General features: G+C 60.6%; 24 protein-coding genes. 15 read left to right on the top strand and 9 right to left on the bottom strand.

Going from position 1 to position 25359, the window contains the following annotated elements; all coding sequences use genetic code 11:
- The first annotated feature begins 22 nt into the window (after positions 1 to 22).
- From SLW74_RS04320 to SLW74_RS04330, 3 genes are read left to right on the top strand one after another with little or no spacing between them, the layout of a single operon-like run.
- Positions 23 to 1837, top strand: coding sequence for an ATP-binding protein (locus SLW74_RS04320; protein ID WP_410928238.1), 1815 nt, complete (start codon positions 23 to 25; stop codon positions 1835 to 1837).
- Positions 1834 to 3210, top strand: a complete 1377-nt coding sequence (locus SLW74_RS04325) for a sigma-54-dependent transcriptional regulator (RefSeq protein WP_192171327.1) — start codon at positions 1834 to 1836, stop codon at positions 3208 to 3210. The genes SLW74_RS04320 and SLW74_RS04325 overlap by 4 nt, the downstream gene beginning before the upstream one ends.
- Positions 3203 to 3670 carry a YiiD C-terminal domain-containing protein gene (locus SLW74_RS04330; RefSeq protein ID WP_410928239.1) on the top strand — a complete coding sequence of 156 codons (468 nt, stop codon included), beginning with the start codon at positions 3203 to 3205 and terminating at the stop codon, positions 3668 to 3670. Before SLW74_RS04325 ends, SLW74_RS04330 begins: the two co-directional genes overlap by 8 nt.
- A 164-nt stretch (positions 3671 to 3834) precedes the next feature.
- On the opposite strand, the gene cysQ is transcribed toward SLW74_RS04330, so the two are convergent.
- Both cysQ and nudE read right to left on the bottom strand, forming a co-directional pair.
- On the bottom strand, positions 3835 to 4677 hold the full coding sequence (gene cysQ, locus SLW74_RS04335) for a 3'(2'),5'-bisphosphate nucleotidase CysQ (protein ID WP_410928240.1): 843 nt from the start codon (positions 4675 to 4677) through the stop codon (positions 3835 to 3837).
- Positions 4674 to 5240, bottom strand: coding sequence for an ADP compounds hydrolase NudE (gene nudE / locus SLW74_RS04340; protein ID WP_074889934.1), 567 nt, complete (start codon positions 5238 to 5240; stop codon positions 4674 to 4676). The genes cysQ and nudE overlap by 4 nt, the downstream gene beginning before the upstream one ends.
- A 96-nt stretch (positions 5241 to 5336) precedes the next feature.
- Here nudE and yrfG point away from each other — a divergent pair, with 96 nt between their 5' ends.
- Entirely contained in the window at positions 5337 to 5999 is a 663-nt protein-coding gene (gene yrfG / locus SLW74_RS04345; RefSeq protein ID WP_065987421.1) for a GMP/IMP nucleotidase, read from the top strand.
- Positions 6000 to 6131: 132 nt separating this feature from the next.
- Here the strand turns inward: yrfG and lysM are convergent, their stop codons facing one another.
- A complete protein-coding gene (lysM, locus tag SLW74_RS04350; protein ID WP_192130727.1) occupies positions 6132 to 6578 on the bottom strand; it encodes a peptidoglycan-binding protein LysM in 447 nt (148 codons plus the stop codon).
- Between the two features lie 171 nt (positions 6579 to 6749).
- On the opposite strand from lysM, the gene SLW74_RS04355 reads away from it, so the two are divergent.
- From SLW74_RS04355 to SLW74_RS04370, 4 genes are all read left to right on the top strand, one after another.
- The gene (locus SLW74_RS04355) at positions 6750 to 7637 is read left to right on the top strand and encodes a LysR family transcriptional regulator (protein WP_192130726.1); all 888 of its coding nucleotides are present in this window, start codon (positions 6750 to 6752) and stop codon (positions 7635 to 7637) included.
- A 94-nt stretch (positions 7638 to 7731) separates the two neighbouring features.
- A complete protein-coding gene (fdhD, locus tag SLW74_RS04360) occupies positions 7732 to 8571 on the top strand; it encodes a formate dehydrogenase accessory sulfurtransferase FdhD (RefSeq protein WP_065987424.1) in 840 nt (279 codons plus the stop codon).
- A 2-nt stretch (positions 8572 to 8573) separates the two neighbouring features.
- Positions 8574 to 10904, top strand: coding sequence for an FdhF/YdeP family oxidoreductase (locus tag SLW74_RS04365; RefSeq protein WP_167355775.1), 2331 nt, complete (start codon positions 8574 to 8576; stop codon positions 10902 to 10904).
- A gap of 336 nt (positions 10905 to 11240) precedes the next feature.
- On the top strand, positions 11241 to 11702 hold the full coding sequence (locus SLW74_RS04370) for a glycine zipper domain-containing protein (protein ID WP_065987426.1): 462 nt from the start codon (positions 11241 to 11243) through the stop codon (positions 11700 to 11702).
- 70 nt (positions 11703 to 11772) lie between these two features.
- Here SLW74_RS04370 and SLW74_RS04375 read toward each other — a convergent pair whose 3' ends face one another.
- Positions 11773 to 12201, bottom strand: a complete 429-nt coding sequence (locus SLW74_RS04375) for an acyl-CoA thioesterase (RefSeq protein WP_065987427.1) — start codon at positions 12199 to 12201, stop codon at positions 11773 to 11775.
- Positions 12202 to 12256: 55 nt separating this feature from the next.
- A complete protein-coding gene (locus SLW74_RS04380; RefSeq protein WP_410928241.1) occupies positions 12257 to 14188 on the bottom strand; it encodes an ATP-dependent DNA helicase RecQ in 1932 nt (643 codons plus the stop codon).
- A 242-nt stretch (positions 14189 to 14430) separates the two neighbouring features.
- Between SLW74_RS04380 and SLW74_RS04385 the strand changes: the two genes are divergently transcribed.
- From SLW74_RS04385 to SLW74_RS04395, 3 genes are all read left to right on the top strand, one after another.
- On the top strand, positions 14431 to 15234 hold the full coding sequence (locus tag SLW74_RS04385; protein WP_410928242.1) for a hypothetical protein: 804 nt from the start codon (positions 14431 to 14433) through the stop codon (positions 15232 to 15234).
- A 128-nt stretch (positions 15235 to 15362) separates the two neighbouring features.
- A complete protein-coding gene (locus SLW74_RS04390) occupies positions 15363 to 16490 on the top strand; it encodes a hypothetical protein (RefSeq protein WP_410928243.1) in 1128 nt (375 codons plus the stop codon).
- Positions 16491 to 16728: 238 nt separating this feature from the next.
- Positions 16729 to 17463, top strand: a complete 735-nt coding sequence (locus tag SLW74_RS04395; protein ID WP_141695127.1) for a hypothetical protein — start codon at positions 16729 to 16731, stop codon at positions 17461 to 17463.
- 61 nt (positions 17464 to 17524) lie between these two features.
- On the opposite strand, the gene SLW74_RS04400 is transcribed toward SLW74_RS04395, so the two are convergent.
- Complete coding sequence (locus SLW74_RS04400) at positions 17525 to 19066, bottom strand: phosphoenolpyruvate carboxykinase (protein ID WP_410928244.1); 1542 nt, start codon at positions 19064 to 19066, stop codon at positions 17525 to 17527.
- A gap of 191 nt (positions 19067 to 19257) precedes the next feature.
- The gene (hslO, locus tag SLW74_RS04405) at positions 19258 to 20160 is read right to left on the bottom strand and encodes an Hsp33 family molecular chaperone HslO (protein WP_065987433.1); all 903 of its coding nucleotides are present in this window, start codon (positions 20158 to 20160) and stop codon (positions 19258 to 19260) included.
- A gap of 98 nt (positions 20161 to 20258) precedes the next feature.
- Between hslO and SLW74_RS04410 the strand changes: the two genes are divergently transcribed.
- Positions 20259 to 21068 carry a phosphatase PAP2 family protein gene (locus SLW74_RS04410; protein ID WP_410928245.1) on the top strand — a complete coding sequence of 270 codons (810 nt, stop codon included), beginning with the start codon at positions 20259 to 20261 and terminating at the stop codon, positions 21066 to 21068.
- A 65-nt stretch (positions 21069 to 21133) separates the two neighbouring features.
- Here SLW74_RS04410 and SLW74_RS04415 read toward each other — a convergent pair whose 3' ends face one another.
- Complete coding sequence (locus tag SLW74_RS04415) at positions 21134 to 21535, bottom strand: RNA-binding S4 domain-containing protein (RefSeq protein WP_065987435.1); 402 nt, start codon at positions 21533 to 21535, stop codon at positions 21134 to 21136.
- Between the two features lie 117 nt (positions 21536 to 21652).
- On the opposite strand from SLW74_RS04415, the gene SLW74_RS04420 reads away from it, so the two are divergent.
- The 3 genes from SLW74_RS04420 to rimK are packed head-to-tail and all read left to right on the top strand — an operon-like array spanning position 21653 to position 23826.
- A complete protein-coding gene (locus SLW74_RS04420) occupies positions 21653 to 22426 on the top strand; it encodes an EAL domain-containing protein (protein WP_065987436.1) in 774 nt (257 codons plus the stop codon).
- A gap of 48 nt (positions 22427 to 22474) precedes the next feature.
- Complete coding sequence (locus tag SLW74_RS04425; RefSeq protein ID WP_192131017.1) at positions 22475 to 22924, top strand: ATP-dependent zinc protease; 450 nt, start codon at positions 22475 to 22477, stop codon at positions 22922 to 22924.
- Entirely contained in the window at positions 22921 to 23826 is a 906-nt protein-coding gene (gene rimK, locus SLW74_RS04430; protein ID WP_065987438.1) for a 30S ribosomal protein S6--L-glutamate ligase, read from the top strand. Before SLW74_RS04425 ends, rimK begins: the two co-directional genes overlap by 4 nt.
- 75 nt (positions 23827 to 23901) lie before the next feature.
- Here rimK and SLW74_RS04435 read toward each other — a convergent pair whose 3' ends face one another.
- Positions 23902 to 25215, bottom strand: coding sequence for an ATP-binding protein (locus SLW74_RS04435; protein ID WP_410928246.1), 1314 nt, complete (start codon positions 25213 to 25215; stop codon positions 23902 to 23904).
- Positions 25216 to 25359: the final 144 nt, after the last annotated feature.

Raw genomic sequence — 25359 nt, forward strand, 5'->3', positions numbered from 1 at the left:
CAACGCACCCACCGGCGATTCCATGATCAGCACTAACGCCCTTCCCCGCCGTCCTCGCTGGCGCAGCCTTGCCTTGCTGGCGCTGATCCTCGCCCCGCTGTTGTGGCCGCTCGAACGCCTGGCCGAACACTATTACCGCAATGAGCTGCTGAGCCAGAATCGCCAGACCCTCGACCTGTACGTTGCCAACCTGCTGGGCACGCTGCACCGCTATGAAGTGCTGCCGCAGATTCTCGGCGACCTGCCCGGCCTGCGCGCCATGCTGGCGAACCCTCAGGACAAGCAGGCCCAGGCCCAGGCAAACGTGCTGCTGATGAACACCGCCAGGCAGACCGGCGCCGAGGTGATCTACCTGATGGCGCCCAATGGGGACACCCTCGCTGCGTCGAACTGGGAAAAGCGCGACAGTTTTGTCGGTCGCAACTTCGCCTTCCGCCCCTATTTCAGCAACGCCATGGCCGGCAACCTTGGCCGCTTTTTCGGTTTGGGCACGACGTCGGCCAAACGCGGTTACTTCTTCGCCGCCGCCGTGCGCGACGGCGATACCGTGATTGGCGTGCTGGTGGTCAAGGTCGATCTGGACCTCACTGAAACGTTGTGGGGCAAGACGCCAGAGCAGTTGCTCGTCACCGACCACAACGGCGTGGTGATCCTCACCTCCAACCCCAACTGGCGTTTCCGCGCCACGCGCCCGCTCAGCGAGGAAGAAAAGCAGGCCATCGTCGCCATTCAGCCCTACCCGACCCGCGATCCGCGCCCGCTGCAGCTGGATGAAAACGGCTGGCTGACGCAAACCCAGCAGATCGACGAAACCGGCTGGAGCGTTAACATCCTCGCGCCCAAGGTGCTCCTGTCGAGGCCTGTGCGAACCGTCGTGGCGATTGGCGGCGCGGCGTTGCTGGTCTTGATGTTGCTGCTGGGGCTAATGATGCAGAGGCGCAGGCATTATCTGGATCGCATCAACTTCGAGGCCAAGGCGCGCCGTGAACTGGAAGTGCGAGTCGCCGAGCGGACCTGTGACCTGGAAGGCGTCAACCAGCGACTGCGCCAGGAAGTGCTCGAACGCGAGCAGGCGCAGCAAGAACTGTTTCGCGCCCAGGACGAACTGGTTCAGGCCGGCAAGCTGTCGGCGCTGGGCACGATGTCGGCGAGCATCAGCCATGAACTCAATCAGCCACTGGCCGCGATTCGCAGTTACGCCGAAAACGCCGAAGTGCTGCTCGACCATCAGCGCACAGAGGACGCCCGCGGCAACCTCAAGCTGATCAGCGAACTCACCGGTCGTATGGCCTCGATCATTGCGCACCTGCGCGCCTTCGCAAGGCGCGACCGGCATGCGCCTGAAAGCGTGGCGTTGCAACCGGCGCTGGACGATGCACTGGCCCTGCTTGCCAAGCGACGGCGAGCGATGGAAGTGGAACTGATTCGTGACCTGCCCGCCGCCACCTTGTGGGTGCAGGCCGGCGAGACGCGCCTGCGTCAGGTGCTGGGCAATCTGCTGGCGAACGCGCTGGACGCACTGACCGAGAAAGGCCCGCCGCGCAAGTTGTGGATCAGCGCCGAGTACAACGCCGAGGGTGTCAATCTGTTCATCCGTGACAACGGCCCGGGCTTTTCACAAGAGGCACTGGAGCACGCCCGCGAGCCGTTCTTCACCACCAAGACACGCACACAGGGACTCGGCCTGGGCTTGGCGATCTGCGATACGCTGATGCGCGCCCTGGGTGGCGAGCTGCTGTTCGCCAATCACCCGGAAGGCGGCGCGCTGCTGACGTTGCGGATGCGCACCGGCGCCTCGGGCGTCAACCTTCAACCGTCTGAGGACTTATCTGCATGAGCACCGACGCCATCGACAGCCGCATTCAGGTGGTGCTGATCGACGACGACCCGCACCTGCGCCAGGCGCTGAGCCAGACGCTGGACCTCGCCGGCCTGAAAATCCTGCCGCTGAGCGACGCCAAAGGGCTGCAAGCGCGCATCGAGCGCGACTGGCCGGGCGTCATCGTCAGCGACATTCGCATGCCGGGGATTGACGGCCTCGAACTGCTCCACCAGTTGCACGCCCAGGATCCTGAGCTGCCGGTGCTACTGATCACCGGCCACGGCGACGTACCGCTGGCAGTGCAGGCCATGCGCGCGGGTGCTTACGATTTTCTGGAAAAACCCTTCGCCAGCGACGCACTGCTCGACAGCGTGCGGCGGGCTCTTGCGCTGCGCCGGCTGGTGCTGGACAACCGCAGCCTGCGCCTTGAGCTCAGCGATCGTCAGCAACTGAGCACGCGACTGGTGGGGTTGTCTGCCCCCATTCAGCGCCTGCGCGATCAGATCGGTGCGCTGGCCGCGACCAAGGCCGACGTGTTGATTCTCGGTGAAACCGGTGCCGGCAAGGAAGTGGTCGCCCGCGCCCTTCACGATTTGTCCAATCGCAGAAACGGTCCGTTCGTGGCGATCAACGCAGGGGCCCTGGCCGAGTCAGTGGTGGAAAGCGAGCTGTTCGGCCACGAATCGGGGGCTTTTACCGGCGCGCAAAAGCGGCGCATCGGCAAGTTCGAATTCGCCAACGGCGGCACGCTGTTTCTGGATGAAATCGAAAGCATGAGCATGGACGTTCAGGTCAAGCTGCTGCGCTTGCTGCAAGAGCGCGTGGTCGAGCGCCTGGGGGGAAATCAGCAGATCCCGTTGGACATCCGGGTGATCGCAGCGACCAAGGAGGACCTGCGTCAGGCCGCGGATCAAGGGCGTTTCCGGCCCGACTTGTATTACCGCCTCAACGTTGCCCCATTGCGCATTCCGCCGCTGCGCGAGCGTGGCGAAGATGCACTGGTGCTGTTCCAGCATTTCGCCGACACCGCCAGTTTGCGCCACGGCCTGCCACGCCATGAACTGCAGCCTGGGCATCGTGCGCTGCTGCTGCGCCACACCTGGCCGGGCAACGTGCGTGAACTGCAGAACGCCGCCGAGCGTTTCGCCTTGGGCCTTGAGCTGGAACTGGAAGGCGAGGCGCAGCCAGATCTGGTGGCGTCCAATGGCGGGCTGAGCGAACAGGTCGAGGCGTTCGAGCGAGCATTGATCGCCGCCGAATTGACCCGCCCGCACAGCTCGGTCCGTAGCCTCGCCGAAGCGTTGGGCCTGCCACGCAAAACCCTGCACGACAAACTGCGCAAGCACGGGCTGACCTTCAACGGCGCGGGGTCCGACGACAATGACTGATCGGGATTGCTTGTCTGCTGAAGACCTGGAAGCGGTGCTGCACCGGGACATCCCCCTCACCCGGGAGATGGGCATCAAGGTGCTGGGCTGGCAAGACCATCAACTCCGTCTGCACCTGCCGTTGGCCCCGAACGTCAATCACAAGAACACCTTGTTCGGCGGCAGCCTGTATTGCGGCGCGGTGCTGGCAGGATGGGGCTGGTTGTATTTGCGGCTCAAAGAAGCCGGGATCGACGACGGGCACATCGTGATCCAGGACGGCCAGATCAGTTATCCCCTGCCGGTCACCCGCGATGGCGTCGCCATTTGCGACGGAACGGATGAAGCGAGCTGGGAGAAATTCCTCAAGCTCTACCAGCGCCGCGGCCGCGCGCGCCTGGCGCTGCACACCCGGATCGTGGCGGAAGATTCAGAAGAAACGGCAGTGGATTTCGTCGGGCAGTTCGTGCTGCATCGCTGAACACATCCTTCCACCTGTAGGAGCGTGGCTTGTCCCGCGATCGATCGCGAAGCGGTCGCAAATCCGATCGGTGCAATTCGCTCTGGAAAACCCAGCGCTGCATCTGCGACGACTGCGTCGCCGATCGCGGGGCAAGCCACGCTCCTACGAGGGAACCGAAAGCTTCAGGTCAGCGCCAGCGCCAGCAACGCGTCGCGCCACGTGGCTTCCCCCGGTAGCGCCAGGAAATACGGATTCAGCAGTATCTCCCGCGCCGGATATTCGAACGTCGTGCCGTCCAGGTTCAACACCACACCGCCCGCGCCTTCCACGACACCTTGGGCCGCAGCCGTGTCCCACTGAGAGGTGGGCGCCAGACGCGGGTAGCAATCGGCAGCCCCTTCGGCCAACAGGCAAAACTTCAGCGAGCTGCCGATATTGGCCAGCTCCAATTCACCCACCACTTCCGACAAACCGGCCAGCAACTTCTGTTGCTCGGGGCTTGAGTGACGCCGGCTGGCGACCACGGTGAACGCTTCTCCCGCGCCCGGCTCATTGCGCACGCTGATCGGCGCCAGGTGCTGCGAATCGTCACTGCGCCACGCGCCCAGCCCGGCGCCACCGAAATAGCAGCGGTTGTTGGTCGGCATCGACACCACGCCAAACACCACGCGACCGTTCTCGATCAGCGCCACGTTGACCGTGAACTCTTCACTGCCGGCAATGAATTCCTTGGTGCCATCCAGCGGGTCCACCAGCCACCAGCGCTGCCACTGACTGCGCTCGCTCAACGGAATATTCGCGTCCTCTTCGGACAGAATATGAATGCTCGGATCCAGCGCCTTAAGCCCCGCTACCAACAGCTCATGGGCGGCCAGATCAGCAGCCGTTACCGGCGAGTCGTCCGATTTGACGGCGACCTCCACGCCGGAGCGCCAGAACGGCAGAATGACTTCCCCTGCCTGGCGGCAAAGCTCGATCACGGGGGCAAGCAGCGGGTGTGGCAATTGGGAAAATGTCGGGTTCATGGCAGGAAATCCCCACGCTCGGCCAGCAGGTCGCGGGCAAGGTACAACGCAGCCAGCGCGCGCCCCTCAGTGAACTGCGGGTTCTGAACCAGAGCGGAAAGCTCGCGCAGATTGACCTTGTCCACACGCATCGGCTCAGGCTCGTCGCCGGGCAGCGTTTCTTCATACAAATCAGTGGCCAGCACGACCTGAATTTTCTGGCTCATGTAGCCCGGCGAAAGCGACAGTTCGGTCAGGTGCACCAAGGTCCGCGCGCCATAACCGGCTTCTTCCTTGAGCTCGCGATTGGCGGCGGCCAGCACGTCCTCGCCCGGCTCGATCAAGCCCTTTGGCAGCGACAGCTCGTACTGGTCAGTGCCGCCGCAGTATTCCTCGATCAGCACGGCGTGATCGGCATCGAGCATGGCCACGATCATCACCGCGCCATAACCGCTGCCGCTGCCGACCAGCCGCTCGTAGGTGCGCTCGACGCCGTTGGAAAAGCGCAGCTGCACCTCTTCAACGCGGAACAGGCGGCTGCTCGCGACGATTTCGCGAGAGAGGACGGTAGGTTTCTGCTGCATGACGAGCTCCTTGGCGTAGTCGGGTTACTATACCGTGGCTTTTGCGGATGTCTTCGCCGCAAACCCACGCGACCCCTCCAACGCCGAGAGACCTGCATGCCTTCTTTGCCCTGGCGCGATATCGACACCGTTCTGCTGGATATGGACGGCACCCTGCTGGACCTGCATTTCGACAATCACTTCTGGCTGGAGCATCTGCCCAGGCGCTACGCCGAGGTGCACGGGGTCAGCCTGGCAATGGCGCAGCTGGAGCTGATGCCGCTCTTCGAAAAAAACGCCGGCACCCTCAACTGGTACTGCACCGACTTCTGGAGTTCGGAGTTGAACCTGCCGGTGAAAGACCTGAAAGTCGAGATTGCCCACCTCATCGCCTTGCGCCCCGACGCCGAGACGTTTCTGGCCGCCATCAAGCAGGCCGGCAAACGGGTGATCATGATCACCAACGCTCACCGTGACTCGCTGTCGCTGAAGATGGAAAGACTGGAACTGGCGCCCTACTTCGAGCGCTTAATCAGCTCCCACGACTATGGCTATCCCAAGGAACACCCGCAGTTCTGGGATGCGCTGCAGGACGACATCAAGTTTGACCCGGCGCGCAGCCTGTTCATCGACGACACCTTGCCGATCTTGCGCAGCGCTGGGCGATACGGTATCGGCCACTTGCTGGCAGTGCGCGAACCGGACAGCCGCAAAGGGCCAAAAGACACCGAAGAATTCGAAGCCGTTGAGGATTATCGGGCGTTGATGAAGGGGTTATAAGCGCAAAACGAAGCAGGAGCACGCTTACCCGCTTAACTCGCACACCCCACCCAAACATGGGTCGGGATATCCGAATATCGCCGGTAAGGGCGCTCCTGCAAGAGTCGGCGCACGGTCAGTAAGACCGCCGCGTTACTCAGGAATACGCAGAGACTGACCTGGGTAGATCTTGTTTACGTCCTTCAGCATCGGCTTGTTGGCGTCGAAGATCTTCTGATACTTGTTGGCATCGCCATACACGCGCAACGAGATGGCGCTGAGGGTATCGCCCTTCTGCACAGTGACCAACGTCGCAGCAACCACGGCAGGCGCCCCAGCCGCGATGGTCAGTTGATCATCAACACTGCCAACACCGGCGATGTTACCGGCAGCCAGCACGATCTTCTCTTTCTCTTCCTGACTGGCGACTTCGCCCGTCAAGGTGATCTTGTCGCCGTCGACCGTCGCATGAACGTTGGGATTGCCCAGCCCGACAGACTCGATGTGCTTTTTCAGCTCTTCGCTGGCGTTGGCGTTTCCTGGGGTGAGCAGGTCGATAAGCTTCTCACCGGCTTCCTTCACAAAACTGAACAGACTCATGGGTTTCTCCTTGGTGACGTCGTAGTGTCGTTGTGGTTTCCCGCGCAACATCTGTTCCGCTGACATTGCCCGACAAACCTCCGACCCGTGGCCGGGCCTCAAGGTTTCAAGCCATTGGACGTTCGGTCGCGATAGACTTCGCCGGGCCAGCCTGTGCCTCAAGGAATGAAGATGGACATTAAACAGCTCAAATTTCTGATCGCCCTCGACGAAACCCGTCACTTCGGGCAAGCGGCTGCGCGTTGCCATATCACGCAACCGACACTGTCGATGCGTCTGCGCAGCCTCGAAGAAGAGCTGGACCTGCCGCTGGTCAATCGTGGCCAACGTTTCGAAGGATTCACCGCCCCGGGCGAACGCGTCCTGGCCTGGGCGCGCACGGTGCTGGCGGCCTACGACGGTTTGCAGGCTGAAGCGGCCGCCTGTCGCGGGAATCTGGTCGGCACATTACGGCTGGGCGTGGTGCCGCTGTCGAATTTCGATCCACTGCCCTTGCTGCAACGTCTGCATTCTCTGCACCCGAGCATGCGCTTTGAGCTTTCATCGCTGAGCTCCGAGCAGATCCTCGATCAACTCGCCAGCAACCGCCTGGACCTCGGGGTTTCGTACCTCGACCGACTCGACTCCGAGCGCTTCGACTCATTGGAACTGGCCGAAACCCGCATGGGGGTGATGTACGACCAGCGTTATTTCAGTTTTACCGAAGCGACATCGAGCTGGGAAAGCCTGACCGAACTGCCCCTTGGGCTGCTCACCAGTGGCATGCATTTTCGGCAATCCATCGATCACAACTTTCACAGCCGCGGCCTTCATCCGCAGCCGATCATTCAGACCGATGCGGTCCATCAGCTGCTGCAAGCGGTGCATGGCGGGTTCTGCTGCGCGATCATGCCGCTGGACGGCGGCCTTGAATCACTGACCGAGCACCTTCGGCTGCAGCCGATTGAAGAGGCACAAACCCTGGCGCGGCTCGGCTTGATCATGCGTCGCTCGGCACCACGGTCGGCACTGGCTGAAGCCTGCCTGGCGCTTTACCACACGATGATGGAGGCGTCTTGATCGACATCATCTATCGGTGCATCAGTACTAGCGATTAGACGTAATCCGACCGGAGGCCTAGGCTTAAGCCTAATCAATCTGCCGGTCACCCCCGATGCACGCCAAGCACATGGATATCACGGCGCCCGCACAACAATTGCCCGCGCCCGCCGCAAGCCAGTCCTACAGCTATACGAACCTCGAACACGATGTCAGCGAGCCCAATGTGCTTGCCGAGGAAGTCGCGTTGGCGATTGCCTATAACGGCATCAGCCAGGCGGTCATGCTGGTCACGCCCACTGACCTGGAAGATTTCATCGTCGGCTTCAGCGTCGGCAGCGGCCTCATCGAATCACCGGATGAGATCTACGACATCAAGCTCGGTGGCTGCGGCTCTGCGCAGACCGCAGAAGTCGAAATCGCCAGCCGCGCCTTCTGGAACCTCAAGACCCAGCGTCGGCAACTGGCCGGCACCAGCGGTTGCGGCCTGTGTGGCGTCGAAGCCGTCGAGCAGGCATTGCCCGAGCTCAACGTGCTGCCCGGCGCGCCCCTTCCCCCCGCCGAATGGCTGAAAGGTCTGCGCGAGCGTATGGGCCAATTTCAGCCGTTGGGCGAACACTGCGGCGCGGTCCATGCGGCGATGTTTATGGACGCTCGAGGCGAAATTCTTTTAGGTCGTGAAGACATCGGCCGACATAACGCTCTGGACAAGCTGATCGGCGCGCTGATTCGTCAGGACATCCCGACCACGGGCGGTCTGGCCATTGTCACGAGCCGCTGCAGTCTGGAGCTCATTCAAAAAGTATTACGTGCCGGCATTCAGACCCTCGTCAGCCTGTCATCGCCCACCGGCCTGGCGCTGCAATGGGCCCGACGCCACAACCTAAACCTCATTCATCTGCCTAAACACAGTGCGCCGCGGGTTTACAGTCCTGCGTTGGAGAATCAAGCGTGAGCATGCATAAAGAAGCCGACAAGGTATCGACCCCCCGCTACAAGCCCTACAAAGGCCCGGCCGGCGGATGGGGCGCATTGATCAGCGTCGCCCACTTCTGGCTGACCAGCGACAACGCCCTGAAGAACATACGCACGATGCTCAAGACTAACCAGAACGGCGGCTTCGACTGCCCGGGTTGCGCGTGGGGTGATTCGCCGGAAAGCGGCATGGTCAAGTTCTGCGAGAACGGCGCCAAGGCAGTGAACTGGGAAGCGACCAAGCGCCGCGTCGATGCGTCCTTCTTCGCCCGCTACAGCGTCAGCTCGCTGCTTGAGCAAAGTGATTACTGGCTGGAATATCAGGGCCGTCTGACCGAGCCAATGGTCTACGACGCCCAGACCGATCGCTACAAGCCGATTGCCTGGGACGACGCCTTTGCGCTGATTGCCAAGCACCTGAACAATCTGCCGAACCCGAACATGGCCGAGTTCTACACCTCGGGCCGTGCCAGCAACGAAGCGGCGTATCTGTATCAGCTGTTCGTGCGTGCCTTCGGCACCAACAACTTCCCCGACTGCTCGAACATGTGCCATGAAGCGAGCGGCGTTGCTTTGTCGCAAAGCGTGGGCGTCGGCAAAGGCACCGTAACGTTTGATGACTTCGAGCACGCGGACGCGATTTTCGTCCTCGGTCAGAACCCGGGCACCAACCACCCGCGCATGCTGGAACCGCTGCGTGAAGCGGTCAAACGCGGCGCGCAAGTGGTGTGCGTCAACCCGCTGAAAGAGCGCGGTCTGGAACGTTTCCAGCACCCTCAGCACCCGCTGGAAATGCTCAGCAACGGCTCCGAGCCGACCAACACGGCGTATTTCCGTCCGGCACTGGGCGGCGACATGGCCCTGCTGCGCGGCATGGCCAAGTTCCTGCTGCAGTGGGAACGCGAAGCCCAGGCGAACAACGAGCCATCGGTGTTCGATCACACCTTCCTCAACGAACACACCAATGGCGTGCTGGAATACCTCGCTGCCATTGACGACACCTCGTGGGAATTCATCGTCGAGCAATCGGGTCTGCCATTGACCGACATCGAACTCGCAGCGCGGATGTACGCCAAAGGCAAGAACGTGATCATGTGCTGGGCGATGGGCATCACTCAGCATCGCCATTCGGTGCCGACCATTCAGGAAGTCTCCAACCTGATGCTGCTGCGCGGCAACATCGGTCGGCCAGGCGCAGGCCTGTGCCCGGTGCGCGGTCACAGTAACGTGCAGGGCGACCGCACGATGGGCATCAACGAACGTCCGCCGGCGTTTTTCCTTGATGCGCTGGAGAAACGTTTCCAGTTCAAGGTGCCGCGTGAAAACGGCCATAACGTCGTCGAAGCGATTCACGCGATGCTGGAAGGCCGCGCAAAAGTCTTTATCGGTCTGGGCGGCAACTTCGCTCAAGCCACCCCGGACAGCCCGCGCACTTTCGAAGCCCTGAGCAACTGCGACCTGACCGTGCAGATCAGCACCAAGCTCAACCGCAGCCACTTGGCCCACGGCAAGGAAGCGCTGATTCTGCCGTGCTTCGGCCGTACCGACATCGACATCCAGGCCGAAGGCCCGCAAGCGGTAACGGTTGAAGACTCGTTCAGCATGGTTCACGCGTCCAACGGTCAGCTGAAGCCGCTGTCGCCGCAGATGCGTTCCGAGCCTGCGATCCTGGCGGGCATTGCCAACGCAACACTGGGCAAGCAGCCGGTGGACTGGCTGTGGCTGGTGGCGGACTACAGCCGCATTCGCGACCTGATCGCCGACACCATTCCGTCATTCCAGAACTTCAACGAGAAGATCAAAAACCCGGGCGGCTTCTACCTGGGCAACGCCGCAGGCTCCCGTCGCTGGAACACGCCGAGTGCGCGGGCCAACTTCAAGGCGAACGTATTGCCGAGCGACCTGGTGCATGAAAGCATTCGCGGGACAGGCATCGTGCCGGACCTGATCATGCAATCGATGCGTTCTCACGATCAGTACAACACCACCATCTATGGCCTGGACGACCGTTACCGCGGCGTGAAAGGTCAGCGTGACGTGATGTTCGTGAACGAGGCCGACATCATTCGTCTGGGCTTCGTACCCGGTCAGAAAGTCGACATCGTGTCGATCTGGGGCGATGCCATCGAACGTCGCGTGAAGGGCTTCACACTGCTGCCGTTCGACATTCCGGCCGGCCAGGCTGCAGCGTATTACCCGGAAGTGAACCCGCTGGTACCGCTGGAAAGCGTGGGCGACGGCAGCAGCACGCCGACGTCCAAGTTCGTGGCGATCAAGCTGGAACGGCATACGGAGACAGCGCGGATTATTTGATCCTGAGCTGAAGAACCTTGTAGGAGCACGCTTGCCCGCGAAGACCTGCTTTCAGCCTCCGGAGAAAAAGGCTGAAGGTCCCGGCCCCTTCGTGAGCAAACTCACTCCCACAGGTTCCTTGCGGCGATAGCAGGATATAGCGCCACAAAAAAAGGCCCGAATCGCGAGATTCGGGCCTTTATCAAGTAGCGTATGACTCACCAATACGACTTCGGTTCCCAAGCCAAAACAATAAGTTAGCGTTTTGTATACAGGTCGTGTTATTCGTCGGATTTAGATTGTGACATTTTCTTCATGATCGCAGGATCGCGGCGTCATCCCTATGAGCATCAATACATGAAGTATTCCTCGATTCTGTTGTTATCGTTCTCACTGGTCAGCGGTTTTGCCTCAGCAGGCGATAACGTGACGGCCGGCGTGGGCGGCGCATTGGGTGGGGTACTCGGCTCCGTCGTTGGCCAACAGGTCGGCGGCAGCACAGGTTCGGCAATCGGAGCCGGCCTTGGCGGCGCGGCTGGTGGCGCAGTGGGCGCAAACCGCCGGAACCGTACCGAAGCCGCCATCGGCGGCGGCCTGGGTGCTGCTGGCGGCAACGTAGTCGGTCGCAGCGTCGGTGGCAGCACCGGCAGTCTGATTGGCGCAGCAGCAGGCGGCGGCGCGGGCGGCGCACTCGGCAACTACATGGGCGACGAAAGCCGCCGTGACGATGACCGAGGCCGTGGCTACCGTGGCGATCGCCGCGACTACAAACACGGTCGCGGTCACGCGCATGGTCATCGCAAACACCATCGTGACTGATGCCGTCGAGCCCGACTCGCGCACCTGACCCGATGAACACCGGCCGCCCATAAAGCGGCCGGTATCATTTTCAGACCACCAAACGCTCAAGCGCCTGCCGCAACGCCGCAGGGATCGGCACCGGCTGATTGGATGCCCGATCCACGAATACATGCACGAAGCGTCCTGCCGCCCGCGCCTCGTCTTCCCCCGCCTTGAAGACCGCCAGCTCATATTGCACCGAGCTGTTGCCCAGCTTGCCAACCCGTAGCCCGACCTCGATCGGCTCCGGATAGGCAATCGACGCAAAGTAATCGCACGACGAACTCACCACAAATCCCACCGCTTCACCGTCATGGATATCCAGTCCGCCCTGTTCGATCAGGTAGGTATTCACCGCGCTGTCAAAGAAGCTGTAGTACGTGACGTTGTTGATGTGACCGTACACATCGTTGTCATGCCAGCGCGTCACGATCGGCTGGAAGTGGCGATAATCGGCGCGCTGCGGGGTGTCGTTCATGGGGGTTCCCTCCGGTTTGTCTGCTGTGCTTCCTGGTTGATGAAATCCGTGACCGCTATTGAATCTGGCGCTGAATCCATTCCCGCACGTCCGCATACGGGTAAGCCTCCAGCGCCGCAAACCCGCCGATGTTCCGAGCCTTGAGTTTGGTAAACATCGGCACGCTGATCCCACACAGAAACCGCGTCAGGCACTCCGCGCCCGGCTCATGCCCACGGGCCTCGAGGTGCTTGCCGACGAACTCGCTGCATAGATCCGCGAAGTCCTGCTCGCTCAACGGCGTCAAGGCTGGCGGCTCGGGGAGCACCGCCACATGCCCCTCACACACCGAGCAGTGGCCGCAATGCGCGGGCGCACGGTCGTCGCCAAAGTATTGAGCCAGACGATGACTGAGGCACTGCTGGCTGGCAAACAGCTCGAGCATGGCGTGGATGCGCGCGACTTCGGTCTTTTCGTGGTGGACGAAGTAGTCATGCAACTCTTCGCTCAGGGCCTGGGCGTCGAAGTCGGCGGCGATCAGGCTGTAGACCTCGGTCATCTGCTTGCTTTCGAGTTCGATCCAGCCCTTCTCCTGAAAGAAATCCAGCGCCGTTACCACGCGCCCGCGCTCGGCCTGATACTGCTGGTACATGGCGTCGAAGTTGACGGTTGCCCACGTCCGCGCCCGGCTTGACGTCTCGGTCAGCGCCTGCACGAATTCCCGTCGTTCGCCTTGAAAGCGCTGCACCAGCACCTGCGGTTCGATCAGGTATTTGAAGCGGTATTCCGCGAAGTACGAATAACGCGGCGCAATGATCCCGCGCAGCTCCAGTTGCACCAACAGCGTTTTGAGCGGCAGTTGACGGATATTGCTGAGGTCCGACAAGGGCGCCAGCAGAAACTCCCACTGACTGTCGTTACGCGCGCCTTGCAGATCTTCCAGCACCAACCGGATGCCTTCCTGCTCCGGTGTGTCGCCGTACACGAAGTTCTCCAGCACGTTCAGGCTGTCGCGATTGGCCAGCACCAGACACTCCGACGTCGCCCCGTCCCGGCCCGCACGACCGATCTCCTGGCTGTAGTTCTCGATGGATTTGGGCAAATCGAAATGCACGACGTTGCGGATGTCACTCTTGTCGATGCCCATCCCGAAAGCGATGGTGGCGACGATGCAGTTCAGACGCCCGTCCATGAACTGCCGCTGGATCGACTCGCGCTTATCGTGAGGGAGGCCTGCATGGTAGGCGTACGCCGGGATGCCGTTCTGCGACAGGTGAGCCGCCACGAACTCGGCGGTCTTCTGCAGCGTAACGTAGACAATGCTCGGCTGACCGGCCCGTTCGCCAAGCCACTCCACCAGACGCCGGCGCTTGTCCCGGCCTGCAACCGGCTCGACCCGCAGCGTGAGGTTGGGCCGGTAGAAGCCCGTCGTCACAACGTCGTCCAGCGCGATGCCGAACTTGCTCTGCATGTCACTGATGACTTGGGGTGTCGCTGTCGCTGTCAGGAGCAGCGCCTGGGGGATATTGAACTCGCGCTGGTAGTCAGGGAGTTTGAGGTAGTCGGGCCGGAAGTTGTGGCCCCACTCGGAAATGCAGTGGGCCTCGTCCACTACAAGCAGCGAAATCGGCACCTGAGTGATGAAATGCCGGAAGCGCTCGTTCTTCAGGCGCTCGACGGAGATCATCAGGATTTTCAACTCGCCGGAGCGCGCCCTGGCCATGACGTCAGCGACGTCATCGCGGCTTTGGGCTGAGTCGATGCTCGCCGCCGCAATGCCGTGTCGCTGGAGGAAAGCCAGTTGGTCCTGAATCAGCGCCAACAGCGGTGATACCACCAGCGTCAGATGCGGCAGCAGCAACGCCGGCAGCTGATAGCAGAGGGATTTACCGGACCCCGTGGGAAAGATCGCTGCGGCGGAGCGCCCTGCCAACACGGCACTGATGGCGGCCTCTTGTCCGGCGCGAAACTGCCGATAACCGAAAACCTGCTCAAGGGTTTGATGCATGTGCTGCCACTCCTTTGACCGTCGCAAGGGCGTGAACCATAGCGCGGTGGGTCCGGGCGCAATACACCTAAACCATTACAGAAATATCGGACAGGATACAGCGCGGACAAATACCGCGCGCCATGCTGGCAAAACGTCATGCCGAGGATTAATCTCGCGCGACGCGTATTCAAGCGCTGTACGTCAGCCACCCCGATTGACTGCAAACCGGTCGACAACACACGATTCGCCAAGGAGAGGCAATGCAATCCACGCCACAGCCCGAGGATGACGGGCTTACCATGCAACGGCTGGCCCCCGGCCAATTCGACGTTGTGCTCGGCTCGCATCCTGCCCGGCGAGCTGCCGCATCCGGCAACGGCAACTGGCCGCTGAGTAGCGTTCTGATCTGCCTCGCGCTGCTGATCGCGATTATCTTTCTGATCGCGCAAATGTTTCGCACGCCCAAGCCTGCAGCAACGGTCATTCCTGCGCCGCCCATCGCAGAGGTGGTCAGTGAGACTGACCCAGCGCCCGTCGCTCAGGTGCGCAACGTCGAACAAGTCGTTTATATCGCCCCCAAAGTTGAAGTCTCCCAGCCCGCCACGGCGCGGCCGCTCGACGCCTGCCTGAAAGACGGCAACGTGATCGACCGGGATGTCATCAATTGCCGCTTCGGTGAAGCTCAGGCCAACGACTCCCAAGCCACTCGACCCCAAGGCATGGTTTCAGATCGTTACATGGCGACCTACAAGGCCGCCGCCGCCAAACCCAAAACCGAGCCCGCGCGGCGCTATGAAGTAGCAGGTGTGTTCATCCGTGAAATCGACGGGCGAAATCGCTATGAAGCCCGCTATCGCATTTCCAACAACCATATTGAAACCACCAGTGTCTGCATGAACTTCCTGGCCGACAGTGTCGAACACCGTGAATGCCGCCGCGCCGCCGTACCCTACTTCAAAGACATGTGCAGCGACTGGAGCAAACGCGTCGCCAAAGATAAGAGCGACAAGAACAAACTGGCGCAAGAGCAGTACTGCACAGCGGCCCGGGATTATTCAGCGTGATGGAAAAACAATTCACGTCACCAGATAGTCATTAGCGCTCCACTGAACATGAAGTAACAACAACAGCGGACGCGTCCACAATCAGTCTTCTAACCTCGTGATTCCTATCCAACAACGAGGTTATAAACATGACAACTTTTACAATTTTCTTTTGCGGTACGGGCTCGACTAAATACGACCATCTGCACAAGAACTACTGGAACGGTGAGCTGGTTGCGACGCTGGCCAATAATATTGACGGTCACGAGTTTGCGGAGTGGATCGTCATTGACGGGCCGGGCAGCGGCAATATGCAGGCCGATGAGCTGTTCACCGAACCCAAAGCATTCGGGTGGACTGGCCCCGCTTTCGGCAAAGGCTGGCACGAGAATGTGCAGCATGCCGTCAACATCATTCAGGGCAAATTTGACTGGCAAAGAACCAAGCTGTCGGAAGCCGATTACCAGCGCCTCAAGCGAGCCGATGTGCCTATTCCCGACGCCCAGGCGCACGGCTCGTGGTTCTGGCGGCAGTACGACTACGGCAATCGCATCAGCCCGCAGGAACTCCAGCAACAGCTGATCAAGAACCTGAGAAAAGGCGGCTTGATCCCAAAGCAAATCAATCTGGTGGGCTGGAGTCGTGGCGGCGTCAGTTGTCACATGCTCGCCAATGCGCTGCTGGCTAATCCGGCCACGCGTCATATACCGGTGAACATATTTGCGGTGGACCCGGTGCCCGGCCCCTTTAATTATCAGCTTGAAAAAGTTTCTCTCGGCAGCAACGTCAAAGAATATGTGGCGTTCTATGCCCGCGACGAACGCTCTAAAGGATTTTCCTGCATCATTCCTAAAACAGCTCCAAAGACCAAAGTCAGCATCTATCCCATGGCCGGACGTCACGCGACGCTGGTGGGTAACGCGTCGCTTTCGGGAGCGAGTGGGCCAGGTGACCTGACAGAGCCTGGCAAGCTGGTGCGGCATTACGCCGAAGTGTGTCTGACCCGATGGGGAACGAAGTTACAAAGAAAACTCAACTTGTCGGCCATCGACATTGGCAAACTGCACCAAAGTATCGTTATGCATGAAGCCAAGTTCATCAAGATGCGAAGCCACTCATACACTGTTTTGGTTGAAGACCACAAAACAGAGCGGTATGTCAGTTATGCCGACAAGGGAACCGGTTTCAGCATGGTAGCGGGAACGCCGTTTAAGCCTGCGGAAGGGTTGGCGGCGAACCTCGCGAAAGGAGTCAGCGCGTACAAAGATATCTCTTGAGGTTCGATCCACACCCGCGAAGCATCCCGCCGTTCAGGTTTCTGACTGCACGGATCAACGCCAACGCCCTCCTGGCTGAGCGCTGCGCTGGCGAAAAAGAATTCCCGAAGAAACCGCGCCCACTGAGGGCGGTTTCTTCGTTCCGTTTTTTGTCATCGCCTCATTGACCCGCCGGCGCATTCTGCGGTCATAGGAGGCTAGAGTCAGAGACAACCGCAGCGATTACGGACGGAACAACATGCCTCAAGCAGCCCCGCGAACCCATACACGCCTGCTACCGCTGTTACTCGCAGTCACCGCCGCTCTTCTTTCGGGCTGCGGCGATGAAGCCAAGACAGCCGGGACGGCGACCGCAAGTGCGTCGCCCCTTCAGAAGAGCATGATTGTCGACGTCAGTGGCGCGCTCAACCTGCACTACGAGGCAAAAGGCGATCAAGTAGCCGTTGGCTTCCTGCCCGGCAAACTGCCCGGCTCCAACTGGCTGACACTCAGCGCGGATCAGGAAGCCGAAGGCGACCGCAATGAGGTGAGCATCGGTCCCATCCTCGGGTTCTCTTTCGACAACCCCGATCAAGAGAAGAAGGCGATCATGTTTCAGGGTGGCCGCGTCGAAGTCGCCCACGATGAAAACAGCGCGTCCTACGACACCGGTTCGTACTATCAGTATTTCGACACGGACAAGGGCGGGGGCAACAGCAACGTCCAGCTCGTCTTCAGCAAAATCGAGAAACTCACCTCCCCCAACAAACTGCTCGACCGCTATCGGTTGATCGGCACGTTCCAGTTCAACGCGGCGCTTTCCCCTGAACAGCCCACCGACGAATGTACTCGGGAAGCCGCTGCGTACGCGGCCGAGCACGGCGAACGCCACCCGGGGTTCGATGCCAAGCTGTGTAATGCGAAGAGCGTTGTGGCGAAGGGCAGCTTCGACATCACCCAGGACTTTCCGGTGACGACGAAGGCTGACGGCTAGCCATCGCGCAGGTATAAAAAAACCGCCCCGAAGGGCGGTTTCTTTTTAGCAGGTACCGATCTTACAGCTTCGGGCCCGCTGCCTTGATCGCGTCGCTCACTTCGAACTTCTTGAAGTTCTCGATGAACAGGCCGGCCAGTGCTTTGGCGGCTTCGTCGTACGCCGCTTTGTCAGCCCAGGTGTTGCGCGGGTTGAGCAGTCCGGTTTCGACGCCTGGTACGGAGGTCGGGACGTCCAGGTTGACGGTGTCGAGGTGCTCGGTTTCTGCACCGATCAACGCGCCGCTCTGAATGGCCGCGATGACGCCGCGGGTGGTCGGAATGTTGAAGCGTTTGCCGACACCGTAGCCGCCGCCGGTCCAGCCGGTGTTGACCAGGTAGACCTTGGAGCCGAAACCGCGGATGCGCTTGATCAGCAGCTCTGCGTATTCGCCCGCCGGACGCGGGAAGAACGGTGCGCCGAAGCAGGTAGAGAACGTCGACTTGATGCCGGCGCCAGAACCCATTTCAGTGGAACCGACCAGTGCGGTGTAACCCGACAGGAAGTGGTAGGCCGCTTGTTCTTCGCTGAGGATCGACACCGGTGGCAGCACGCCAGTCAGGTCGCAGGTCAGGAAGATCACCGCGTTTGGCTCGCCGCCCAGGTTCTTCTTGGAACGCTTTTCAACGTGCTCGAGCGGGTAAGCGGCGCGGCTGTTCTGAGTCAGGCTGCCGTCGGCGTAGTCGGCATGACCGGCTGCGTCCAGCACCACGTTTTCCAGCACGGCGCCGTGCTTGATGGCCTTCCAGATAACAGGCTCGTTCTTCTCGGAGAGGTCGATGCACTTGGCATAGCAACCGCCTTCGATATTGAAGACAACGCCTTCGCCCCAGCCGTGTTCGTCGTCACCGATCAGGTAACGGGTCTCGTCGGCAGACAGCGTGGTTTTACCGGTGCCGGACAGACCGAAGAACAATGTCACGTCGCCGTCTTCACCGATATTGGCCGCGCAGTGCATTGGCAGCACATCGGAAGCCGGCAGCAGGAAGTTCTGCACCGAGAACATGGCTTTCTTCATTTCACCGGCGTAACGCATACCGGCAATGAGGACCTTCTTCTGGGCGAAGTTGATGATGACGCAACCGTCGGAGTTGGTGCCGTCACGCTCAGGCACGCACTCGAAGTTAGCCACGTTGAGCACTTGCCATTCTTCACGGCCGGCCGGGTTGTACTGGGCCGGATTGATGAACAGGCAGCGACCGAACAGGTTCTGCCAGGCAGTCTGCGTGGTCATCTTGACCGCAAGGTAGTGATCTTCGGCGGCGCCTACGTGCACGTGGGAAACGAAGTGTTCCTGAGCGTTGTTGAACGCCTCGACACGCGCCCACAGGGCATCGAACTTGTCGGCCGGGAACTTGCGGTTGATCGGCCCCCAGGCGATCGCAGCCTGGGTGGAGGGTTCGTCTACGATGAAGCGGTCGACAGGCGAGCGGCCTGTGCGGTGGCCTGTTTCCACGACGAGTGCGCCAGTATCGGACAGCACGCCTTCTTCGCGTTTGAGGGCTTCTTTAACCAGATCGTCGACACTGAGATCGGTGTGAACGGCGTTATTGGCTTGCGTCATGAGATTCCCCGTCGGCTCGATGGCCGAGTGCTCCAAACGTTTTGTAGTAGAAAAACCAACACTACTACAGCTAAAAAGTGGCCGGATTATGCCAGAAAAGCCCAAAAAAGGTAGGGCCCTCCTGTCAGAACTACATGAAGAAGAGTCAAGCGGGCCGGGCGGAAAGCTTTCAGCGCAGGACCCGCACTACATTAATGGCGGGTATCGGAAGGGGTATCTACCCCGCCCCCTGCAAACAGCTGCGCTACATCCGTTGCATCGAACAGATAGCGCTGATTGCAGAACTGACAGTCGATCTCCACCGCACCGTGATGCTCGATCACCAACTGCTGTGCATCTTCCAGACCAAGACTGACCAACGCATTGCCAGAACGTTCGCGCGAGCAGCTGCAACGGAACACCAGTGGCTGGACGTCGAACATCCGCACGACGTCTTCGTGGAACAGGCGTTTCAACACGGTTTCGTTGGTCAGGCTGAGCAGTTCTTCGGCGGTCAGGGTGTCAACCAGCACATTGACATGCTGCCAGCTGGCTTCACGCTCATCCTGATCTTTCAGCTTCTCAGCCGGCAGTTGTTGCAGCAGCAGCCCACGTGCGCGTTTGCCGTCGGCCTTGATCCAGAAACGCGTCGGCAATTGCTCCGACATCACAAAGTATTCGGACAGGCAGGCCGACAGGTCGACGCCGTCCAGGCCCACGATGCCCTGATAGCGTTTGCCCTGACGCGGATCGATGGTCATGGTCAGGTCGCCATCGGGCATCAGGTCGAGCAGCGTGGCGTCCGGCTTCACCAAGGCCTCGTCGTAACGCGCAATCCCGCGCAGTTCACGCTCGCTGGAGCACTCGACCATCAGCAACGACACCGGTCCAAGGGACCGCGCCTGCAGAACCAGCAGGCCGTCGAACTTAAGGGTGCCCACCAGCAGCGCGGCGGCGGCGAGCATTTCGCCGAGCAACTGAGCCACTGGCTCGGGATACGGGTGCTTGGCAAGGACCTCGGCGTAGCTGCGCTCAAGGGCCACGAGCTCGCCGCGCACGTCGCTCTCGTCAAAGATGAAACGCTGGGTGTAATCGGTATCCGCAAAGTCTGACATAGGAGAAGGTATCTGAATGGATGACAAAATGATGACAAGCGCCTATAAAGCGCGGTTTCGCACCGCTTGGTGCACTGCCATGCCGATGGGGGCATTTTATGGACTATCCCGCATTGTTCCAACCCAAGTGGAACGCCAAAAAATTCCTGCTGTGTAATCTGGTGGCGCTGGGCCTGCTACTGCTGTGGGTGTGGCCCACGGGACACGCGGCTTTCACGCACTTCGACGAAGGCCTGTTTCACTTGCTGAACCGCCCGCTTGAGCAAAACAAGGCGTGGCTGTGGGTCTGGACGATTGCCAGCATGCGACCCTTCGACATCGTCGTCGGCCTGATTCTGCTCACGCTGCTCATAAAGGGCGACTGGGTGTTCAAATCCTTGCAAACGCGTGCCGCGCTGATCGGCTTTGTGCTCACGCTGATCCTGCTGCTGATCATCCGCACGGTGTTTTCCAAAATCATCGACCACAGCGCGCTGCAACATGACAGCGCGTCAGTGATGATCCCCGATGCCATCAAGCTCAGCGACATATTCCCGGAGCTGGAGGACAAGTGGCAGCTCAAGGACCGTTCCAGCCAGAGCTTCCCGGGCGACCACGCTTCGGTGCTGCTGATCTGGGCGATGTTCATGAGCGTCTACAGCCGCACAGTCGGCCAGCGCGTGGTCATCTGGGCCCTGGCGTTTCTGTTCATGATGCCGCGCCTGGTCGCCGGCGCCCACTGGGGTCAGGACGACTACGTTGGCGGCGTAATGATCGCATTGCTCGCGCTGGGCTGGAGCTGCTACACCCCGTTCGTGGCCACCGCTACCGGGTTTCTGTTTCGACTGACGGCATCAGTCTTCAACGTGATGGGCCGCCTGCCGCTGCTCAAATGCCTGAGCATCATGAAGCAGGGCTCTCATTTGTAAGCTGCCTGTTGCTACAGAGCAGTCCGGGGTCGATCAATGCGCGATCCCGGAAAGCGGCGAGATCGTCAGTCGTCACCCGAACGAAAATGAAACAATTGCCGACGCTGCTTTTTGGTCGGCCTGCCGTCAGTGGTCACGCCCAGGCTTCCGGCCTTGCGCATCTCGGCGGCTTGCTCGCGTTTGGCGAGGCTCTCCGGGGTTTCGCTGTACAGCAACTGAGCCTCAGGGGCGCCACGGCGGACAATCGACAACGCCTGGACCACCACGGTCCGCTCATCGAAACCCGCTCTGATCTGGAACTCGTCCCCTACCCGCGGCTCTTTTCCCGGCTTGCAACGCTCGCCGCGGCAATGAACCTTACCGCTTTCAATGGCGGCTTTTGCCAGCGCACGCGTCTTGAAGAAACGCGCCGCCCAAAGCCATTTGTCCAGACGGACTTTGTCGTCCTCGTCTGACTTCTGTGTCATCTGAATTCCTCAATCGTGTAATGGTCAGAATCGTACTACGTCACGCCGGGGACGCAGTAACCGCCACCCTCGTTTACACTGCCCACCAGACTAAAGCGCCGGCTTCAGGAGAACGACGTGACAGACTTCCCAACGTCATTGACTGGTGGGTGCCAGGGCTGCAGAGAAAGCTCCGCACTGGATTTCGAATTTGAATTCGCCTATCAGCCCATCGTGGACGTCCGCGACCGCTCGGTATTCGCTCACGAGGCGTTGGTACGAGGCGTCAACGGCGAGGGTGCCCTGTCTGTCCTGAACCAGATCGACGACACCAACCGTTACCGTTTCGATCAATTGTGCCGAACCCGCGCGATTTCAACTGCCGCCCGGCTGGGAATGGACGAATACCTGTCGATCAACTTCCTGCCCAACGCGGTGTATCGCCCCGACCTGTGCATTCGCAGCACCCTTGAAGCGGCCCGCGCCCACAACTTTCCGCTGGACCGGTTGATCTTCGAGACCGTCGAAACCGAGCACATCTGTAGCAACAGCCACCTGACCAACATTCTTCGGGAGTACCGCCAGTTCGGCTTCAAGACCGCCATCGACGACTTTGGCGCCGGGCACTCCGGACTCACCCTCCTCGCCGACTTTCAGCCTGACCTGATCAAGCTCGACATGGCCCTGGTGCGCAACGTCCATCTGGACCCTGCACGGCAGGCCATCGTGCGCGGCATTGTCACCATGTGTACGGACCTGAACGTTACAGTGATCGCCGAAGGCATCGAAGATGCGGGCGAACGGGACTTCCTCGCCGACTGCAACATTTACCTCATGCAGGGCTACTGGTTCGCCAAGCCTGCATTCCAGGCGCTGGCGCACATCGATGCCGGCGCCTGGCAGAACGTGTAAACGAACGGAACCGATTTGAAAACATTTGACCATCTGACAGTCATCGGCCTGCGCGAATGGGTGGCTTTGCCCCATCTGGGCGTCGCCGGGCTGCGCGCAAAAATCGACACCGGTGCCAGCACTTCCAGCCTGCACGCGACAGAAATAGAGCCGTTCGAACGGGACGGTGAGAAATGGGTGCGCTTCAACGCTCATCTGGGGACGGTGGTGCAGCTGCGTCACCGTCGCTGTGAGGCTCAACTGGTGGCGATGAAAACCATCAAAAGCTCCAACGGCCACGCCCAGGTTCGCTACGTTATTCGTACGACGCTGGCGCTGGGAGACAGGGTCTGGCCGGTGGAATTCACGCTGGCCTGCCGCAAGGCCATGCGCTACCGGCTGCTGCTGGGTTCCAAAGCCCTGATTGACGGCCAGTTGGTCGTCAATCCGGGTGTGACATATATTCAGGACAAGCCGGTGTTCCCGGCTTCAAATCTCTCTGCCACAGGTGCTGCATGAAGATCGCTGTGCTTTCGCGAAACCCGCGTCTGTATTCAACTCGTCGTCTGGTCGAAGCTGGAATCCAGCGCGGCCATGAGGTCGTGGTGGTCGATACCCTGCGCGCCTATATGAACATTGCCAGTCATAAGCCGCAGATCCACTACCGAGGAAAACCCCTGGAAGGCTTTGATGCGGTGATACCCCGCATCGGCGCCTCCGTGACCTTCTACGGCTGCGCCGTGCTGCGTCAGTTTGAAATGATGGGCGTGTTCCCGCTCAACGAATCCGTCGCCATCGCGCGCTCCCGCGACAAGCTGCGCTCGCTGCAGCTGTTGTCACGTCGAGGCATTGGCTTGCCCGTCACCGGCTTCGCCCACTCACCGGATGACATCCCTGACCTGATCCAGATGGTCAACGGCGCGCCTCTGGTGATCAAGGTGCTCGAGGGGACGCAAGGTATTGGCGTGGTGCTGTGCGAAACCGCGACCGCGGCCGAATCCGTGATTGAGGCCTTCATGGGGCTGAAACAGGACATCATGGTGCAGGAGTACATCAAAGAAGCCGGTGGCGCCGATATCCGCTGCTTCGTGGTGGGTGACAAGGTCATTGCGTCGATGAAGCGCCAGGCGAAACCGGGGGAGTTCCGCTCCAACCTGCATCGCGGCGGCACCGCCAGCCTCATCAAGATCACCCCGGAAGAGCGCATGACAGCCATTCGCGCGGCCAAGGTCATGGGCCTGAGTGTCGCGGGTGTCGACATCCTGCGCTCCAACCACGGGCCACTGGTGATGGAGGTGAACTCGTCGCCAGGTCTTGAAGGGATCGAAACCACCACCGGCAAGGATGTGGCGGGGATAATCATCGAGTACATCGAGAAAAACGGCGGGCCGCACATGACCCGCACCAAAGGCAAAGGATAACCCCCAAGCCCGTCTCTGCACGGAGGCTATGGTCGCGAGTACCGCCCACGGCCTCCAGGCAGAATCACGAACGAATCAATCGGCATCCCGCGGCAGCAACAACCCCAACGGCAGGCGAACTCTGGCCTCCAGCCCGCCTCCCGAACGATTACGCAGCTCGACGTTGCCGCCGTGCATTGCGGCAATGCGCTTGACGATCGCCAGGCCAAGCCCTGTCCCCTTGCCGCTTCTGGCGCGGTCACCACGGATGAAGGGATTGAAAATACCTTCCAGCTCCGACGGATCGATCCCCATGCCCCTGTCCAGCACACTCAGCACCACGTAGGGCGCGCCGCTGTCGCCGGAAACATAGGCCGCGACTTCAACGCCGTCACCGGCATGGTGCATGGCATTGCCAATGAGATTATTGAGCAGGCGCTTCATGGAAACCCGTCGCAACGGGAAAGGCGGAATGGACTCCAGGCACAGCCGCACTTGCTCCACCGGGTTGTTGTACGGCGCGACGACTTCATGGACCAGCTCGACCAGATCGACTTCTTCGACCTCTTCATCACGCCCGTCCCGGATGAAAGCCAGGAATTGATCGAGGATCGCGTCCATGTCTTCGATGTCGCGAACCATGCCTTCCATGAACTCGTTATTGGCCGGCATCAGCTCAAGGGACAGACGCAGCCGGGTCAGCGGCGTCCGCAAATCGTGAGACACCCCGGCCAGCATCAGTTCGCGCTCCTGCCCGGCCTGCTCCACGTCTTCGGCCATCTGGTTGAACGCGCGGTAGACCTCGGTTATCTCGCTGGGCGTGTCACCCACCGGCAAACGCACGCTGCGGCCCTGGCCCAACTGGCGGGCCGCAAACACCAGGCGCTTGAGCGGCTGATTGAGCTGGCTGACGAAGATCCAGGCCGAGGCCGTCGAGAGCAATCCGATCGCCAGGAACCAGCCCAGCACGCTCCAGATTTTCTGCCCGCGCAACGGATGCGGGTACAGTGGCACTTTCAGCCAGCCATCGCCAAGACTCGGCGCCCTCACCCATAGCGCGGGGGGCGCGTGGACACGCAGTCGCACTTCGGTGTCCGCGCCCAGCTCATCCTGCATCTGCCGCTGGTAGATTTCGGAGTACGGCCAGTGCTGCTCGCCTTCCGGTACACCACCGCCCACCACGCGGATCAGTCCGGCGGCGTCAGCGATGGTCTGCCGGTCACTCTCATCGGCCGCCCAGTAAGCCCGCAAAGTGAGTGCAACGCCGTGGCTGTATTGACGATCGACCAGAACATCCTCGTTCATCAGCAAATAGACGAGGGTCAGCGCCTTCGAAAACAGCACGACAATGAGCACCAGCCACAGGGTGCGGGAGAAAAAGCTTTGCGGGAACCAGAGCGGTGTCTTCATAACAGCAGCTACACACTTTGCGGAAGCGAGCCGGGCTCGCGAATTTGCGGAACACATGACACAGCAAAAACCAGTCACGCCAATGGCCGCTTTCGCGAACATCGAGGTGACTGGCTAACGTAGGCGGGCGTGAGACAGGCCCGG

It is taken from the genome of Pseudomonas sp. W5-36, from assembly GCF_046540455.1.
In the GTDB taxonomy this organism is placed as follows: domain Bacteria; phylum Pseudomonadota; class Gammaproteobacteria; order Pseudomonadales; family Pseudomonadaceae; genus Aquipseudomonas; species Aquipseudomonas graminis_B.